Genomic DNA, 18,146 nt, shown 5'->3' on the forward strand with positions numbered 1-18,146 from the left:
TATAAGAGATTGGCGTTCTAAGAAGGGATGAAAGCGAGAAACTGCTGTGCGGGTAGGAAAAGTAGCGTTCATAAAGGGGATGAAAACCAGAATCCGTAGTACTTCAAGAAAAGATAGCCTTCATCATCAAGCGAATGAAATCGAACCTCCATATAAAGCACAGATGAGCAGTACACATATTCGAAAGTGACTAAATTGTCACTTTAAAGTCACTACAGAGTCACTTTAGACAGATACACTAAGAGCATCAAGTAATTGGAGGACGATAAAATGGAAATTTTAAAAATAGAAAATTTGTCTAAAGTGTATGGAAAAGGGGAAACGGCAGTAAAAGCATTGGATAATGTTTCTTTTTCCGTTAATAAAGGTGAATTTGTGGCAATCATTGGACCTTCTGGATCAGGTAAATCTACATTGCTTCACATGTTAGGTGGAGTAGACAGGCCGACTAGTGGAAAAGTTTTTGTGGATAATACAGATATTTATCAATTAAATGAAACACAATTAGCTATTTTTAGAAGAAGACAAATTGGACTTATCTATCAATTTTATAACTTAATTCCCATTCTATCAGTAGAAGAAAATATCACGCTGCCGCTTCTATTAGATAACCATCAAGTAGATAAGGAGCAATTTAATCGCATTGTTTCTATATTAGGTCTACAACAAAGATTAGATCACTTGCCTAATCAATTATCAGGGGGACAGCAGCAGCGTGTTTCCATTGGACGTGCACTTATTAGCAACCCTGCTATTATGCTTGCAGATGAGCCTACAGGAAATTTAGATAGTAAAAATAGTGAAGAGATTATGGAACTATTAAAAATGTTTAATAAAACCTATAATCAAACATTAATTGTTATTACCCATGATGAACGGATTGCGCTACAAGCAGATCGTGTGATTTCTGTTGAAGATGGAAAAATCGCCAAAAATGAGGTGATTCGTCCATGAATATAATGAATAAACTCACTTTAAGAAATTTAAAGGAGAACAAGCGAAGAACATTAGTGACGATTATTGGTGTCATTATAGCTGTCAGTATGTTGACAGCTGTTTCGACACTTGGTGTTTCGTTTATCGATTTATTAAAAAGAGACAGTATTGCAAGAGACGGTGAGTGGCATGCACAATTTATTGGGGTTAATAATGAGCAAGCCAAAGAGTTAAGGAAGGATAGTAACATGGAAAAAGTTATCCTATCCAATAATTTGGGCTATGCGAACTGGAAGGATTCAAAAAATGACAGTAAACCGTATTTATTTTTTAAACAATATGATGAGCAAGGATTTGAACAATTTTTAATTACCTTAAAAGAAGGGACATTCCCCAAGGCATCTAATGAAATTATCATACCTGATGAAATGAGGAAGAAGGGGAATAGTAAGTATGCCATCGGTGAGGAGATAAATGTTAGCATTGGGGAAAGGCACTTTCAATTAGAGGAAGAAGATTCTATCCTAACACAAACAGATCCTTTGCAAAGGAATGAAGAAGGAAAAAGTGTCGAGGAAATTCAGCAGGCAAAATCCTATACATTCAAAATTGTCGGTATTATGGAAACACCATCTTGGGAACCTTCCTGGTCACCAGGATATACTGTTATTAGCTATTTAGATCAAAAGGAGTTAACAACTAGTAGTAGCGTAAATGCAAGTGTTGTGATGAAAAAGGTAAAGCAGTCTATATATGAGGACTTGGAATCATTGGCAAAGAAATTAGCTATTGCAAAAGTGGATTTTAATAATGAGTTACTGCGTTATTATGGCGTATCATCGAATGATAACCTGCTTCTAACGATGTATTCTCTAATAGGTATTGTCATACTTGTTATTGTTATTGGTTCTGTAGCACTGATTTATAATGCATTTGCCATTAGTGTGTCGGAACGGGCAAGACATTTGGGGATGCTATCAAGTGTAGGTGCAACGAAGAAGCAAAAAAGAAATTCTGTTTTCTTTGAAGGTGCGGTGATAGGCGGCATCAGCATTCCATTAGGAATAATTGCTGGAATCGTTGGAATTGGAATTACTTTCACTTTTATCAATAAGTATTTGCAAGATGCCTTAAACTCTACACAAGGATTAAATGTAGTGGTAACGCCTTATTCCATCCTATTTTCTATTATTATTTCCATTGTAACAATTTTTATTTCAACCTATTTGCCAGCTAGGAAAGCATCAAAGATTTCAGCAATTGATGCAATTAGACAAACACAAGATATTAAATTATCAGGGAAAAAAGTGAAAACATCCAAATTTGTTCGCAAAGTATTTGGCATAGAAGCGGAAATTGGTTTAAAAAACTTAAAACGGAATAAGCGTAGATATCAAACAACCGTTTTTTCTTTAATTATTAGTATTTTGCTTTTCTTAGTCGTATCTTATTTTACTGATAATATGAAAAAATCAGTTGAACTGTCACAAGAAAATATCGACTATGATATTACTGTGTCTGCTGAATCAAACGTTGCAGAGGAAGAGATGCAGATTTTAGCAAATGTACCTAGTATTACAGAAAGTAATTTAATTAAAAGCACATATGTAAGTACCTATTTAGATAAAAGTGTTTTAAGTGAAAATAATAAAAAATCGGTTGAAAATGGTGATGCGTTCTTAGAGGAAGGCAAACTTCCATTTACAGTGAATTTCTTTGTTCTATCTGAATCAGCTTTTAAGCAATATGCTCAAGAAGTAGGCTTTAATATCAATGAATATACGAATCCAACTGAACCAAAAGGGATTGTGATCGAAAATGTATCTTATTTTGATCCATATGGAGAGAAATTTGTTGAGGAAAAAGTACTGAATGCTAAACCTGGGGATTATATTGATCTCTACATGTATAGGGAAGGCAGCGAAAAGGAAGAGATGTTTAATAAGGTTCAAATTGGCTTATTTACAAATGAAACATTCATGGGAATGAATGCTGATAATTATAGAATGATAACAATGATTATCTCTAATGAAGTAGCAGAAAATTTATTTGAAAATGAAAAAAATATTACGATGAACTACAATCTCTATTTAAACAGCGATAATCCGGATAAAGCAGAAGAAGAATTAGACGATCTAAAGTCAGGATCCATGTATATATACAATGTGGAAAAGAATCGTAAGCAATCTGAACAGATGATTATGATTATGTCTGTCTTTATGTATGGATTTATTACCCTTATTTCCTTAATCAGTATTGCTAATATTTTTAATACCATTTCTACAAGTATTTCCTTACGAAAAAGGGAATTTGCGATGCTGCGTTCTGTTGGGATGACGCCAACTGGTTTTAATAAAATGATTTATTTTGAAAGCATTTTTTATGGGATAAAAGCATTGATGTATGGTATTCCCATTAGTATAGGAGTAATAGCTGCACTATATTGGTCTATAAGCAATACATTTGAATATGGCTTTGAACTTCCGTGGTTGAGTATTCTGTTTGTAGTAATCGCAATTTTTATCATTGTTGCTTCTGCAATGCTCTATTCAGTCAGCAAAATTAAGAAAGAAAATATAATTGATGGTTTAAAGCAAGAGAATGCTTAATAGGAAACGATTAAAATTAGGTAAGAATGACAAAAAACTCGTCCGTTATGTGACGGGTTCTGTTGCCTATCACAAAAACTAAAAATGTATATGAAAAAGACTATTAATTTGTAATAGAATTTGATGGTCTTTTTCTGTTGATATAAATCGGAAAAAATTATGAAAATAGGCGTGAAACTGTAGTCCAATTTCGGTCTTGGCAATTGTTGGTTTTCGGGTAGCTATGAGAATTCATAAGCGGAGAATTTTCGGCTAATGTACAAAAGAAAGCATAAAAAGCAGAAATAAGCGGAAATTTTCCGGTTACCCCCTCTAAATTAGACAAAATCAAGAGTTTTGTAGCATATAAGCGGAAAAACTAACCTTATTTTTAAGGAAATATGAGTATTTCTTAATTTAAGCGGAATTTTTACGTTTATTTTCAGTCACGGTGAAAGGAACATTCAGTTATTGAGACTTGGACCTAAAATACTTTTAGCCACACTTTGTAATGTTCTTACACATAACAAAAAGCCCTGCATTTTGCAGGACAAAGGGTATAGCAAACAGAAGGACATTTTTAAATGCATTATCATAAAATGTGACAAGTATTCGAACCCATTATCTTTTTTGGGGGGGGGCATATGAAAATGCAAGCAGGTAAGTAAAAGAGGAATGTAGAATCAGTAAGAAAGACGAAGGAGGATAAAAAGGATGACTGATATTTTACAACAAAATAAGAAAAGCTGGGATAAAGTAGCCCATCATTTTAACGGAATTGACGCACTACCTAGTTATGGCCCTTTTTGCCAAACAGAAGAAGAATTAAGGTTATTTAAAGAGATAAAAAATAAAAAGGTGCTTGATATCGGCTGTGGCAGCGGACATTCTTTACTGTATATGGCTGACAAAGGAGCTAGTGAATTATGGGGTGTAGACTTATCTGAAAAGCAAATAGAGACAGCAAAAGAAACACTTAAAGATATGCCTTCCCAGTTATATTGTGCTGCGATGGAAAAAGATATTGCCCTTCCTAAGGAATATTTCGACATAGTTTATTCGATTTATGCCATTGGGTGGACAACGGATTTAGCTACGACATTTAACCTTATTTATTCGTATTTAAAGCCAGGAGGAGCGTTTATTTTTAGTTGGGACCATCCGCTATATGCATATATGCAAAGTGAAAACGGTCAAATCTCTCTTACAGGTTCTTATCAGGAAGAAGGTATAACAACATATCCAAGGTTTAAAGGGGAAGAAGCACCAGTAGTGATACCAAAAAGAAAAATGAGCACCTATATAAATGAACTAATTAAAGCTGGATTTACGATTGAATGTGTAATGGAAAGTGAGGTTTCCAAAAACTTTGAAAAAGTAGAGGCGGAAATCTCTGATCGCTATTATTCCTTATACAAAGCAAGAAAATTTCCAACTACTATGATTATTAAAGCAAGAAGAGCATGACGTGTGGGGAGCCACATGTCATTTTTAATGCTTTAAGTTTTTTGAAAAGAGAGAAGTAAAGACAGAGAGAAATTCTCACTGCTCATCGAGGATTTGTAACCAAAAGAAGTACACGGTTATTAATAGACATTCCTTTTAATGGAATCTATAATTTAATTAGTTTGTTAAAATAATCACATTATTTAAAACTAGTAACCTTTTTTTGATAGCTTATGTAAACGTATTCTTAGCAAGTAGTTTAATAACCAGGATAAAAATAAGGTCTAGAATTATTAGAAAAGCATTTTTCCTACTATGCCTTATTTTTAAATATATTAAAAAGGGGTTTTGAAAATGGTAACTGCATTAGATGCAACAACAGTATTGGACAAGGAGTATGGTCTGTACATTAATGGTCAATGGATAAAAGGTTCAGAAGGTAATCTCCTTAGCAGCTATAACCCTAGTAATGGAGACAAGTTGGCTGATTTTGTAGATGCTACCTATGCAGATGTTGATCAAGCAGTAGAGGCTGCAACGCAAGCTTTAAAAACATGGAAGAAAGTAAGTTTGATAGAGAGAAGCAATTTATTATTAAAAATTGCTGATTTAATCGATGAAAATGCGGAAAAGTTAGCATTAGTGGAGACATTGGATAATGGGAAGCCGCTCAGAGAAACAAGAAATATTGATGTTCCATTAAGCTCTGACCATTTTCGTTATTTTGCTGGGGTAATCCGCTCAGAAGAAGGAACTGCCCAAGCATTTGATGAGGATACCTTATCTATTTCAATAAAAGAGCCTATTGGGGTGGTTGGACAAATCATTCCTTGGAATTTCCCGTTATTAATGGCTGCCTGGAAGATTGCACCAGCTATCGCAGCTGGCAATACAGTAGTTATCCACCCATCTTCTACTACGTCGTTAAGCTTATTGGAATTGGCGAAACTATTTGATCAAGTATTGCCAAATGGAGTAGTCAATGTCATTACAGGTCGTGGTTCTCATTCTGGAGACTATATGTTAAATCATAAAGGATTTGCAAAAATTGCTTTTACAGGATCAACGGAAATTGGTCAAGAAGTTGCGGTTGCAGCAGCGAAAAGACTAATCCCATCAACACTTGAGCTAGGCGGAAAGTCAGCGAATATCATCTTTAATGATGCACCAATGGAGCGAGCATTGGAAGGGGTTCAATTAGGAATTCTCTTTAACCAAGGACAGGTTTGCTGTGCTGGTTCCCGTATTTTTATCCAGGAAGGAATATATGATGAGTTCCTTGCCAAGATGAAACTTGCATTTGAAGATGTAAAAGTTGGCTTGCCTTGGGAAGATGATGTTATCATGGGAGCACAAATAAACGAGCGTCAATTAAAACAAATTTTAGAATATGTAAAAATTGGGGAAGAAGAAGGAGCGAGAGTTGTAACAGGAGGCTGCCGACTCGAAAACAATGGACTGGAAAAAGGGGCATTTATGGCACCAACGATTTTAGCGGATGCTACAAATAAGATGCGCATTGCTCAAGAAGAAATTTTTGGCCCAGTTGCAACAGTGATAAAATTTAAGACCGAAGAAGAGGTTATTGAGCTGGCTAATCAATCTGAGTTTGGTCTTGGAGGAGCAGTTTTCTCCCGTAATATTAATACAGCATTACGTGTAGCTAGAAGTGTGGAAACAGGTCGTATGTGGGTGAACACATATAATCAGCTTCCAGCAGGAGCACCATTTGGAGGGTATAAAAAATCAGGAATCGGCAGAGAAACATATAAGAGTATATTGGATGGCTATACTCAAACGAAAAATATTTATATCGTAACGAAAGAAGAAACAGAGGGATTGTATTAAAGTAAAGTAGGAAGCTGCTAGGACTTTGTCTTGGTGGCTTTTTTTATGCTTGAAATTTCATGTATAATTTGCTCTTAGATAAAAAGAAAAAATTTATACAATTTTTCGCGAACTTTTTTCTCGATACAAGGTCTAATGTATAGAACAACAGGGGAGGTGATTAATTGGAAGAGTTAGAGATTAGTAAGAAAGCTATTAAAGGAGATGATGATGCCTTTTTGGAAGTAATGCAATTATATAAAGAATCATTGCTAAGAGCTGCTTTAGCATTTCTAAAAGATGAACATGCAGCAATAGAAGCATTGCAGGAAGTGACATATCGAGCCTACAAAAAAATACATACGGTAAAAGAGCCAGCCTATCTAAAAACATGGCTAACAAGGATTATGATTAATTATTGTCAAGATCAAGTAAAGAGATCAAACAGAGTTATTTCTGATAACCAAGTATACGATATATCTGTTTATCAAGACCAATCCTTGATTGAACTAAAGGAAGCTCTTGAATTGTTATCTAATGAAGACCAGCAATTAATCTATTTAAAATATTTTCAAAATACGAAGATCAAAGAAATTGCCGCAATGGAAAAAATACCAGAAGGAACCGTAAAGTCTCGATTACATAAAGTACTGAAAACATTAAGACTATATTTTAAGGAGAAAGGAGAGAGTGAGCATGTATGAAGAAGAGGAACAAAGGTTATTAAAATTTAAAAAAGAATATGAAAAAGTCGAATTGCCAATAGAACAGGGAGATGAAGCCATTTTAAGCGGATTTATGAAAGCAAAGCGAGAAAAAAGTCTGCTTAAGAAAAAACAAAAAAGATTGCTTGGGCTTGCGATTGCAGCAATTATCATCGTTTCCTTTATAACATCTATTCGAATATCGCCAACTTTTGCAAATGCGCTCACATCTATCCCTGGGATGGAATGGATGATTGGATTTATTGAACAAGATAAAGGCTTTTCCGCCATTATAGAAAATGATTATTATCAAAAGGTAGATGTTTCTGAGACAAAAGGAGATTTGACGTTAACGATAGATGGAGTGATTATGGATGAATCAGGAATAAATGTATTTTATACATTGAAATCAACAAACCCTCTCACAGGAGGAGAAATAAAGTATATTAATCTTCTTAATAAAGAAGAATTTCCTGAGCATACTCGTAGCTATAATGTATATTTTCCTGATGATATCCAAAATGAATTTCAAGATATGGTCGAGTACCAATTTGTGGACTCTTTTTCTTTTGATGAATTAAAGTTTAACTTTGAATTCGTAACAGTAATGGACAACAAAGAAATAAAGTTTTTGATACCTTTTGAATTAAAGGAAAATGTCAAAAAGAATATTACTTATCCAATAGACCAAGTTGTGGAAATTGAGAATCAAAAAATCACGATAGAAGAAATTATTGTATATCCTTTAAGAATTGGTGTGAAGGTAGCAGTTGATCCTACAAATACAAAAGAAATTTTGGGATTTGAAGATATGCGATTGGAAGATGAAAACGGTGAGGTATGGACTTCTATTGCAAATGGTACTGTAAATAGGACTTTGAGTAAGCATGAGAAAATGTATTATTTACAATCTAATTATTTCGAAAAGCCGAAAGAACTTTATTTGCGGGTAAATAAATTAATGGCAATTGATAAGGAAGATGCGGTGGTTATTGTAGATACGGAAGCAAATAGGTTAGTAAAAAGTCCGAAAGACGGTAAACTTAAATTAGGAGAAACGTCTAAAGCACAAGCGGAATTTTTTATGGTATCTGATTCAGAGGATATGTATACTATCTTTGATGAGCCTATTGATGCAACAGGAAAGGAACTAAGTATACCATCAACTGAATTTTACAATCATGAAAACAAAAAATATTGGAATATGTTTTTCGAAAATAGCGAGTACAAAAATCCATTGCAAATGAAATTGACATTTTACCCTAATTACATCGAAGGAGATGTAAAGATAGAAGTAAAATAAGCTGTATGCTTTGGTAGTGGTATTCATCATACCATTACCAAAGCACGCGGTTTTTTATTGTAAGCGTTCCATTTTTGTGTTAAAGTATAGTTACGTAAACGTTTACGTAAAGGGTGAAGGAAATGACGATAACCATTAAAGATATAGCAAATGCTGCAAAAGTATCTACAGCAACTGTTTCGAGAGTTTTAAACGGTGCAGGTGGTTACAATGAAGAGACAAAAATTAAAATCCTGCAAATCGCAAAAGAACTAGGCTATCGGAGAAATGAAATGGCAAGAAGCTTAGTAAAAAAATCGAGTAATTTAATAGGTATTATCATGCCAAGTGTATCGACGATTTTTTATGCGGACATTGTTAATGGAATGGAAAAGGTAGCGCAAGCACATGGATTTAGTGTTATTTTATCCCATGCAGGAGAAAAAGGTAATCGATTAATTGACTGCTTAAAAATGCTGGAAGAAAGAAAAGTGGATGGGCTTGTTATTGTATCCATTCCACTAAAGGAAGAACAAATTCAAGCAATTGAATCATTGAGTATACCGTATGTGTTACTGTCAACAGATACCAAAAATAAGCGAATACCTTTTATAAAAGTAGATGATTATGAAGCTTCGTATGCTGCTACAAAGTATTTAATCGATCATGGACATCAAAAAATAGGCTTGGCAGGTGTGGACTTCTCTGATCGAGTAGCTGGGATAGCAAGGATGGAAGGATATAAAAGGGCATTATGTGATCATGAAATAAGCTTTTCTGCCAACTATATAAAAGCAGGAGATTATAGTTTTTCAGCAGGAAAAGAAGCGCTCTATGCTTTCCATGCAGAAAAGACTGATATAACAGCAGTATTTTGTGTAAGTGATGAGGTAGCACTTGGGATCATTTCAGCCGCCTTTGAACTGGGCATACAAATACCAAATGATCTATCTGTCATGGGCTATGATAATACAAGAGTTGCAGAAATGGCAGTCCCTCCATTAACAACGATAGAGCAACCGTTTCAGGCAATGGGAGAGAAGGGTTGTTTAAAAATAATAGAGGCTATTCAGCAAAAGATAACAGTAAAAACAGAAATGCTCCCATTTGCTATAGTGGAAAGAGCTTCCGTGAGTAAAAGGGATTACTAAATTTTTTTGAATTTTACGTTTAGGTATATATTTTAAAAGGAAGAAGGTTTTTAAATGGAAAAGAAATGGTGGCAAACGTCTGTTGTATATCAAATATATCCAAGAAGCTTTCAAGACAGTGATGGAGATGGAATTGGAGATTTAAGAGGTATCATCAATCGTCTTGATTATTTGCAAAAACTAGGAATCGATGTGATTTGGCTAAGCCCTGTATACAAATCGCCTAATGACGATAATGGCTATGATATTAGTGATTATGAAGATATTATGGATGAATTTGGTACGATGGCAGATATGGATGAATTAATTGCAACTGCGAATGAAAAAGGAATTAAAATTGTTATGGATTTAGTCGTAAACCACACGTCAGATGAGCATAAATGGTTTATTGAAGCCAAAAAAGGAAAAGACAATCCATACCGAGATTACTATATTTGGCGTGATCCGGTAAATGGTGAAGCACCAAATGAGCTAAAATCTACTTTTAGCGGTTCTGCTTGGGAATTTGATGAAGATAGCGGACAATATTTCTTGCATTTATTCAGTAAAAGACAGCCGGATTTAAATTGGGAAAATGAAAAAGTGCGGGAAGAAGTTTGGAATATGATGAACTATTGGCTAGAAAAGGGAATCGGTGGCTTCCGCATGGATGTGATTGATTTAGTAGGAAAACAACCAGATCTTGGTATTACTGGAAATGGACCAAAGCTACATGATTATCTTCAAGAAATGAATGAAAAATCGTTTGGTAATTATGATGTTTTAACAGTAGGAGAAACTTGGGGAGCAACTCCTGAAATCGCTAAATTATATTCGAATCCAGCAAGAAATGAGCTTTCCATGGTCTTTCAATTTGAACATATTGGATTAGACGAGCAAGAGGGGAAACAAAAATGGGATTTAAAGCCATTAGAAATAAAGCAATTAAAATCCATACTAGCAAAATGGCAAACTTCTCTTGGGAATGAAGGTTGGAATAGTTTGTTTTGGAATAATCATGATTTACCAAGAATCGTATCTCGTTGGGGAAATGATAAAGAGTATCGGGTGGAAAGTGCAAAGATGTTTGCCATCCTTTTACATTTAATGAAAGGAACTCCATATATTTATCAAGGGGAAGAGATTGGGATGACTAATTGCCCAATTTCGGATATTAGTGAAGTGAATGATATAGAGAGTATTAATATGTACTATGAGCGAATAGAGCAAGGGTATACGAAAGAGGAAATCCTTCATTCGATTAATGTAAAAGGTAGAGACAATGCAAGAACACCTATTCAATGGGATGATACGGAGAATGGAGGGTTTACTACCGGGACACCGTGGCTGCATGTTAATCCGAATTATTTGGATATTAATGTTAAGAATAATTTAGAAAATGCTAATTCCGTCTTCTATTGTTATCAATCTTTAATTCAATTGAGAAAAGATAATCCAATCGTAGTATGGGGAGATTTTGAGCTAATCGAAGATACGGAAGAAGAGATTTTTGCTTATACACGAAAGTTTGAAGGAAAAACTTGGGTAGTAGTGGCCAACTTTAGTGACCAAGAAAAAATGCTGCATTTACCAGAATTTAACGAGTGTGATGAGGTGATTATTAGTAATTATCATCGTGAAAGTGTGGATTTTGGAAATGTGCATTTAAAGCCATATGAAGCTTTTGTTGTAAGCATTTGATCGAAAACATTACGGAAGCTGTCAACATCATCGATAAGTGAGATATTGACAGCTTTTTTTATTTTCTCTAGAAAAAATAAAAAAAATATTATCAATTCTGATAAAATAAAGTAAGATATAGTTGGGGATTAGTTAATAGGGTAAACAAACTATTGAAAGCGTTTCAATCTATGTTCATTTAAAGACATGGAAATGAAGGCGATTTCAAATTAGAAGTGGGAAAATAAGAGAGAAAGAATGATTATTAGAAGGAGTGATTAAGATGAATTATAGTCAAAGACCAATGGGAGAAGTAAATGGAGAAAAGATAACGGAATACACCTTTACTAATAACAATGGAATGAGTTTTTCTAGTATAAATTATGGCTGCATCATCACAAAAATAATAGTTCCAGATAAAGATGGCAACAAGGAGAATGTGGTGCTTGGTTTTGAAACAGTTGAGGAGTACAGACAGAATTCAGGGCCTTATTTAGGGGCAATTGTTGGGAGAATTGCCGGAAGAATTAAGGCTGGACAATTTAAGCTTAATGGCCAAGAATATCGTTTAAATGCAAATACTCCACCTAATCATTTACATGGAGGAAATGTTGGTTGGAGTGAAGTAGTCTTTGATTCTTCTATAGTAGAAGAGGAAGAGGCAATTGGAATCCGATACACTTATCATAGTCCTGATGGAGAAGAAGGATATCCTGGTAATTTTGATCTTACAGTGGATTATTTATTAACAAATGATAATGAAATTGTCCTGACTTACAAAGGAAAAACGGATAAAGAAACACCTGTAACGGTAACCAATCATACCTATTTTAATCTTAGTGGAAATAATAAAAGAGATATAACCGAACATGAACTTATTGCAGATGTGGATCGATTCTTAGAGCTGGATGAAGGATTTATTCCAACAGGAAAAATGGTCCCAACAGAAAATACGCCATTTGATTTTGCAGAAGGAAAGCTATTGAAAGAAGGAATGGACAATAACTTCGAACAAAATATTTTAGTAGGCAATGGCTATGATCATCCACTTATCTTCTCTGCTGAAGGTACACATTCTGCTATTTTACGAGATAAAGAAAGTGGTAGGGAATTGTCTTTAGTTACAAATCAGCCTGCAATCATTCTTTATACAGGCAACCAGTTAGAGGATAAGTATGATTTTAATGGCGTAATTGGAAGAAAATACTTAGGGGTATGCTTAGAAACGCAAGGTCTTCCTGATGCAATAAATCACCCTGAATTCCCATCCGTCGTTTTGAAACCAGAAGATACGTATTATGCAGAAACAAAATGGAAGTTTCGGGTAATAGAATAAAAGAATAGTGGGAAGATTTATAGAGAGACTAAATGGATATAATGGGAGTGCTCTCATATTAGTACTCCGAATTGCTTTCTTTTTTGTCGATCCAAGTCATCAGTAAAAGATACTGATGGCTTCTTTTCTTTTTCTCCTGATGGTTAAAGGGTTCTCATTCAATTTAAATTAAAATTGTTTCAAAAGGTGAAATATAGGGAGCTTTATATTTTTTATGATTTCTCTTAAAATAGGTTTATGTTTCATTGGTATGGGTATATAATACTATATAATTTAAAAACTTGTTAAATTATGAGAAAGTTATAAAGGTAGAAAGCTTTGATTAATCAACTTATTTGGGCGCTTTGTTGATTATGAGCTACTAGCGCAACCGGCTAACCAAACTATCCTTGTTTTGTTAGCTTTTTTTATGAATATAAAAGAGTCATATTTCTAATGAATGTTCAGTTCCAGCATCAATGTACCAGCATAAATCAAGTCTCCGCTATCAAGAAAAAGGTACACTAATACGATAATTATAACTATTAGAGATTCGATTATTTAGTTGATGTGCTTTGACGATCCTTATCGTTAATAAGGAGCTTGTGCTTTTTTAAAAACAGGGGGCAGCATATGAGTGAACTTATTAGCTATCAAAAGATAGTAATACATGATCATACAGAAAAAGAATGGAAAGGTAAGATAAATAAGGATTTAAGAGATTGGTTGTCAGAGGATTTTATGCTTAGCGTGGGAATAGGCGAAGCTATAAATAATGCGATAGAACATGGGGGTTTTCCCGTTATATTAGATATACATTATACAAATAGAGCGATTGACATGCGGATAAAAGATCATGGGAATGGGTTTAATGTAACAAAGAAAATCAATGATATTGAAAAATATGGAACAGAAAAGCTCATGAGTGATATCGTCTTAGAGGAACGTGGTAGAGGTATTTTAATGATGATGCAAATCTTTCAAAAAGTGCAATATAATGAAATGGGGAACGAAGTGTTTTTATGGAGGGAAAGAAAAGAAAATGCAGAAGCAATATAATCAAAGAGAGAATAATCATTTAAGTAGGGCTGTTTCTTTAGAGACAGTCCTATTTACGTGTGGTTAAATTTTAATAATGTCATTTTTTTCTATAATTTACTGATTTCTATAAATGAATCGTTTATTATTAGTATATTACGGTAAAAAAGTAGTTTGAGAAGAAGGTAGGAGAAAACAACATGGAGAAAGTGACCTATAGCAACATCCACAAGGAAGGGAAACAAATAATGGAATCTATTAATTGGATCCATGTTCATAATGAGGAAATGTTGCTTCAATATGACAGTAATTTTATACAGTTTAAAACAATGCCTACAATAAGCGAATTTGAGCAGGCGGAGGAATACCTTAAAGTGTTTCACCAAAAGACTGGTCAAAAGCATCTTAAGTTTATTTTTCCAGAAAACCAAAAGTTTACGAAGGAGCTACAAGAGCATATTGTAAGTAAATGTTATTATGACGTGGGATTTACTGAACTTTATGCGATTAATCCTCGTGAATTTCCTGTATTGTCTCCTATTGAAGATATTCTTATTCAGAAAGTTACGGAGGAGAATTTTGAGGACTATTTACAATTAGAATATAATCAAGACTTGAAATATGGAATAGATTATGCAAAAGGAAAAACAGAAGTATATCGGAAAAATTTTAGCAATCCTCATTTCTTGCAGATAATTGCTTATTATAAAGGAAAAGGGGCTGGTGCTTTAGAAGTAATTCTTGGCTATAAAACAGTCGAAATTGACGGAATCTTTGTAATTGATGAATATCAGCGAAAAGGGATTGCTGCTCGTATGCAAAAAATGGTGATGGACTTATTTCCAGATAAGACGATTATCTTGCTGGCAGATGGTGAAGACACACCAAAAGAAATGTATAAAAAGCAAAACTATCAAAAACAAGGTTTCCAATATGAAGCTTTAAAAGAAAAATTTGATGTTTTATAGATAAAAAGGAGTCGATTGTATTGAATAAGCCTATACTTGTCTATCGCGGAAAATATGTAGAAAGTACACATAATATTCATATTGCTGTAGTAAATAAAGAAGGTAGATTGCTATATTCCTATGGAAATCCCAATAGAATGACTTTTCCTAGATCGTCGATGAAGCCATTTCAAGCGATTCCCCTTTTAGAGACAGGAGCAGCTGATACATATTCATATAGTAATGCAGAAATAGCAATTGCGTGTGCTTCCCATGCTGGAGAATCCTTCCATCGAGAAACAATTCTTCAGCTGTTAGAAAGATTAGGGATTAAAGAGGATCACCTACAATGTGGAACACATACACCATGGAATTTAACAAGCTATAAAGAGCTGTTGAGAAATGGAGGAGATGTGACCCCTGTTTACAGTAATTGTTCTGGAAAGCATACCGGTATGCTTGCTACTGCTATTCATATGAAGGAAGATATTGCTAATTATCGAGAAGTAGAGCATCCTCATCAGCAGCGAATATTAGAGGCGATAGAAGAAATATGTGATTTTCCAAAAGAAAAAATAAATCTTAGTGTAGATGGTTGTGGCGTACCAGTCCATCAACTACCTTTATATCATGTAGCACTAGGTTATGCAAGACTAGCGAGCCCTGATTCTATTAAATCAGAAAAGCGAATAAAGATAGTCAAACGGATAAGAGATAGCATGATGGAATTTCCTGAAATGGTTGGCGGCACAAGCAGATTTGATACGGACTTAATGAACGCTTATCAAGGACGGATTGTTTCAAAAGCAGGTGCTGAGGCTGTTCAGTGTATTGGCCTTGTCAAAGAAGGAATCGGAATTGCGATTAAGGTAGAAGATGGAGGAACACGAGCAGTAAATGTTGCGGCAATGGAGGTTCTAAGTCAGCTAGGCTATAAAGAGGAGGGAATTTTTACAGATTTAGAAAAATATGTGCATACACCAGTGCTAAATGCAAGAAAAGAAAAAATCGGTGAAATACGTGCAAATTTTGATTTGGAACGAGCGTATCAGCTGAAAAATAATGGTACAAAGGAGTAGATGAATGAAACATTATTTGAATGTAAAAGAAGGAAACAATAGCTGGCCGCGCTATTTAGCATCTATTTTATTAGCTGTTGGATTTATGATTGCTGGTTCTATTGTTTATTTCATCATCGAGTTATTGCGCGTGGAGTTGGACGGGAACGATGCTACATTTATAGATTTGGATACAGGCATGGTTGTCGGCGGAAATGGCACTATTAGTTTATTAATGACACATATTATTTATATCTTTGCTTTAGTTGGTTTATGGATTGGCGTACGATTTATACACAAAAGAAAATTTCGAACATTGATTACAGGGGAAGAAAGAGTAAATTGGAAAAAGATTGGCTGGGGATTCGCCATATTTACTGGGCTATTCCTTGTTACATCTGTTATTGATTTCTTGATAAATGCCCCTGATTATAAGTGGAATAATGTTTCACTTTCTGATTATGTCTTTTTATTCCTTGTCGTTATTCTTTTTGTTCCAATTCAAACAACGGTAGAAGAGCTTTTATTTAGGGGATTATTACTACAATGGGTAGGAAAAAAACTAAAAAATCCTATTTTATTAGCACTAATTGTTGGACTAATTTTTGGATCTTTGCATTTTACTAATCCTGAAATGAATGATTCTGCCATATTAGTAGGCTTAGATTATTTGCTTGCAGGATTTGCTTTAACCTTTATAGCTGTAAAAACAGGCAGTTTAGAGCTATCCATTGGTGCACATGCGGCAAATAATATGATGATCTTCTTATTATTTACATATGATGATTCAGTTGCAGGTGATATCCCAAGTCTTTTTAGAATTATTGATACAAGTCCATTGTATTCGTTGATCTGGTCCATTGTCATTTTTGTTGCTTTTTATTTAATATGTAGGAAAAAATATGAAGTAAGATAAGCGGTTATTTATTCAGCTAAAAGAATAGGAAGAAGAAAATGGTCTATCTATGTAGGCCATTTTTTTTGCAAGGAGAAATGATAATTAGTCATTTAGAACAAATGTTCTTAATTTGAGTCTTAAGCCTCTTATCAAAATAATTCGGAATTGTTAAAATATTTATTGTGTTAGTGATTCTATTATTAGGAGGCTGTTATATGAAAAAAAAATGTAGAGTAATTCCTTATCAAGTGAAAGAAGTATTGGATCTATCAACAGAAATACCAAAAGGAATTGAACTAATTCAAGCACCTGATTTATGGAATAAAACAAAAGGAAAAGGGATAACCATTGCCATCTTGGATACTGGGTGTGATATAAATCATCCAGATTTGCAAGAACGGATTATAGGTGGGAAAAACTTTACCGATGATGACAACGGCAGTCCGGAAGTTTATATGGATTATAATGGGCATGGGACACATGTTGCTGGAACAATTGGGGCATCAGGAAAAGACAGCGGATTGACAGGAGTTGCGCCAGAAGTTTCTCTTTTAATTGTAAAGGTTTTAAATGGACAAGGTACTGGGCAATATGATTGGATTATAAACGGAATTTATTATGCCATTGAGCAAGGGGCAGATATTATTTCCATGAGTCTTGGTGGACCTGAGGATGTAGCAGAATTACATGAGGCAGTGAAAAAAGCTGTCGAAGCCCAAATTCTCGTCGTGTGTGCAGCGGGGAATGAAGGGGATGGCCTAGATTCAACCGAAGAATTAGGATATCCGGCTGCCTATAATGAAGTGATAAGTGTTGGTGCCGTAGACTTAGAGCGAAATTCTTCTCGTTTTTCCAATTCGAATCGAGAAGTTGATTTAGTAGCTCCTGGGGAAGAAATTCTCTCTACCTTTTTAGATGGGAAATACGCAAGCCTAACAGGAACCTCGATGGCTGCCCCTCATGTGAGCGGTGCTTTAGCATTAATTAAATTAATTAGTAATGAAGCTTTTGAACGAAATTTAACAGAGCCAGAAATTTATGCTCAATTAATTAAAAGAACCATCCCATTAGGAAATAAACCAAGCATAGAAGGCAATGGAATTCTCTATTTAACGGCTCCAGATGAATTAAAGGAAAAACTCCAATCAGCAGTCCAATTACTAGTTGCTAATAGCTATTAAAAGGAATAAACTTTCAAAATAAATCTATTTTAGTGGACAAGCTTCTTGAAAGTGGGAGTTTGTCCACTTTTTTATAGCGGAAAAAAGATTAAATAGTCAAAAATCAAAAATATTTT

14 protein-coding genes and 1 riboswitch are annotated in these 18,146 nt (G+C 34.4%); all 14 genes read left to right on the top strand.

The window, feature by feature from the left end:
• Positions 1–270 precede the first annotated feature (270 nt).
• The 14 genes from ACWNMZ_RS10405 (at position 271) to ACWNMZ_RS10470 (ending at position 18,030) form a co-directional block, all read left to right on the top strand.
• On the top strand, positions 271–954 hold the full coding sequence (locus ACWNMZ_RS10405) for an ABC transporter ATP-binding protein (RefSeq protein ID WP_031540687.1): 684 nt from the start codon (positions 271–273) through the stop codon (positions 952–954).
• Entirely contained in the window at positions 951–3,545 is a 2,595-nt protein-coding gene (locus ACWNMZ_RS10410) for an ABC transporter permease (RefSeq protein ID WP_251627395.1), read from the top strand. The genes ACWNMZ_RS10405 and ACWNMZ_RS10410 overlap by 4 nt, the downstream gene beginning before the upstream one ends.
• A gap of 693 nt (positions 3,546–4,238) precedes the next feature.
• Positions 4,239–4,991 carry a class I SAM-dependent methyltransferase gene (locus tag ACWNMZ_RS10415; protein ID WP_251627393.1) on the top strand — a complete coding sequence of 251 codons (753 nt, stop codon included), beginning with the start codon at positions 4,239–4,241 and terminating at the stop codon, positions 4,989–4,991.
• A 333-nt stretch (positions 4,992–5,324) separates the two neighbouring features.
• Positions 5,325–6,818 carry an aldehyde dehydrogenase family protein gene (locus ACWNMZ_RS10420; protein ID WP_031540690.1) on the top strand — a complete coding sequence of 498 codons (1,494 nt, stop codon included), beginning with the start codon at positions 5,325–5,327 and terminating at the stop codon, positions 6,816–6,818.
• A gap of 164 nt (positions 6,819–6,982) precedes the next feature.
• A complete protein-coding gene (locus ACWNMZ_RS10425) occupies positions 6,983–7,501 on the top strand; it encodes a sigma-70 family RNA polymerase sigma factor (RefSeq protein ID WP_031540691.1) in 519 nt (172 codons plus the stop codon).
• Positions 7,494–8,804: a DUF4179 domain-containing protein gene (locus tag ACWNMZ_RS10430; protein WP_031540692.1), complete on the top strand. Its 1,311-nt coding sequence runs from the start codon at positions 7,494–7,496 to the stop codon at positions 8,802–8,804. Before ACWNMZ_RS10425 ends, ACWNMZ_RS10430 begins: the two co-directional genes overlap by 8 nt.
• A 122-nt stretch (positions 8,805–8,926) precedes the next feature.
• Positions 8,927–9,934, top strand: coding sequence for a LacI family DNA-binding transcriptional regulator (locus ACWNMZ_RS10435; RefSeq protein WP_031540693.1), 1,008 nt, complete (start codon positions 8,927–8,929; stop codon positions 9,932–9,934).
• Between the two features lie 54 nt (positions 9,935–9,988).
• Entirely contained in the window at positions 9,989–11,614 is a 1,626-nt protein-coding gene (locus ACWNMZ_RS10440) for a glycoside hydrolase family 13 protein (protein ID WP_251627390.1), read from the top strand.
• A 262-nt stretch (positions 11,615–11,876) separates the two neighbouring features.
• The gene (locus ACWNMZ_RS10445; protein ID WP_031540695.1) at positions 11,877–12,929 is read left to right on the top strand and encodes an aldose epimerase family protein; all 1,053 of its coding nucleotides are present in this window, start codon (positions 11,877–11,879) and stop codon (positions 12,927–12,929) included.
• A 302-nt stretch (positions 12,930–13,231) separates the two neighbouring features.
• Positions 13,232–13,314: riboswitch (cyclic di-GMP riboswitch) on the top strand.
• A gap of 227 nt (positions 13,315–13,541) precedes the next feature.
• Positions 13,542–13,967 (top strand): ATP-binding protein, encoded by a 426-nt coding sequence (locus tag ACWNMZ_RS10450; RefSeq protein WP_031540696.1) that lies wholly within the window; start codon positions 13,542–13,544, stop codon positions 13,965–13,967.
• 179 nt (positions 13,968–14,146) lie between these two features.
• Entirely contained in the window at positions 14,147–14,914 is a 768-nt protein-coding gene (locus ACWNMZ_RS10455) for a GNAT family N-acetyltransferase (protein WP_031540697.1), read from the top strand.
• A gap of 20 nt (positions 14,915–14,934) precedes the next feature.
• Positions 14,935–15,972: an asparaginase gene (locus ACWNMZ_RS10460; RefSeq protein ID WP_031540698.1), complete on the top strand. Its 1,038-nt coding sequence runs from the start codon at positions 14,935–14,937 to the stop codon at positions 15,970–15,972.
• A 4-nt stretch (positions 15,973–15,976) separates the two neighbouring features.
• Positions 15,977–16,867, top strand: a complete 891-nt coding sequence (locus ACWNMZ_RS10465) for a CPBP family intramembrane glutamic endopeptidase (protein WP_031540699.1) — start codon at positions 15,977–15,979, stop codon at positions 16,865–16,867.
• A 197-nt stretch (positions 16,868–17,064) separates the two neighbouring features.
• Entirely contained in the window at positions 17,065–18,030 is a 966-nt protein-coding gene (locus tag ACWNMZ_RS10470; RefSeq protein WP_031540700.1) for a S8 family peptidase, read from the top strand.
• Positions 18,031–18,146: the final 116 nt, after the last annotated feature.

The sequence above is a fragment of the Niallia sp. Marseille-Q9988 genome, assembly GCF_976954375.1.

Coding starts and splice junctions, on each gene's coding strand:
- ACWNMZ_RS10405 (WP_031540687.1), top strand. CDS start 271: ATGGAAATTTTAAAAATAGAAAATTTGTCTAAAGTGTATGGAAAAGGG.
- ACWNMZ_RS10410 (WP_251627395.1), top strand. CDS start 951: ATGAATATAATGAATAAACTCACTTTAAGAAATTTAAAGGAGAACAAG.
- ACWNMZ_RS10415 (WP_251627393.1), top strand. CDS start 4,239: ATGACTGATATTTTACAACAAAATAAGAAAAGCTGGGATAAAGTAGCC.
- ACWNMZ_RS10420 (WP_031540690.1), top strand. CDS start 5,325: ATGGTAACTGCATTAGATGCAACAACAGTATTGGACAAGGAGTATGGT.
- ACWNMZ_RS10430 (WP_031540692.1), top strand. CDS start 7,494: ATGTATGAAGAAGAGGAACAAAGGTTATTAAAATTTAAAAAAGAATAT.
- ACWNMZ_RS10435 (WP_031540693.1), top strand. CDS start 8,927: ATGACGATAACCATTAAAGATATAGCAAATGCTGCAAAAGTATCTACA.
- ACWNMZ_RS10440 (WP_251627390.1), top strand. CDS start 9,989: ATGGAAAAGAAATGGTGGCAAACGTCTGTTGTATATCAAATATATCCA.
- ACWNMZ_RS10445 (WP_031540695.1), top strand. CDS start 11,877: ATGAATTATAGTCAAAGACCAATGGGAGAAGTAAATGGAGAAAAGATA.
- ACWNMZ_RS10450 (WP_031540696.1), top strand. CDS start 13,542: ATGAGTGAACTTATTAGCTATCAAAAGATAGTAATACATGATCATACA.
- ACWNMZ_RS10455 (WP_031540697.1), top strand. CDS start 14,147: ATGGAGAAAGTGACCTATAGCAACATCCACAAGGAAGGGAAACAAATA.
- ACWNMZ_RS10465 (WP_031540699.1), top strand. CDS start 15,977: ATGAAACATTATTTGAATGTAAAAGAAGGAAACAATAGCTGGCCGCGC.
- ACWNMZ_RS10470 (WP_031540700.1), top strand. CDS start 17,065: ATGAAAAAAAAATGTAGAGTAATTCCTTATCAAGTGAAAGAAGTATTG.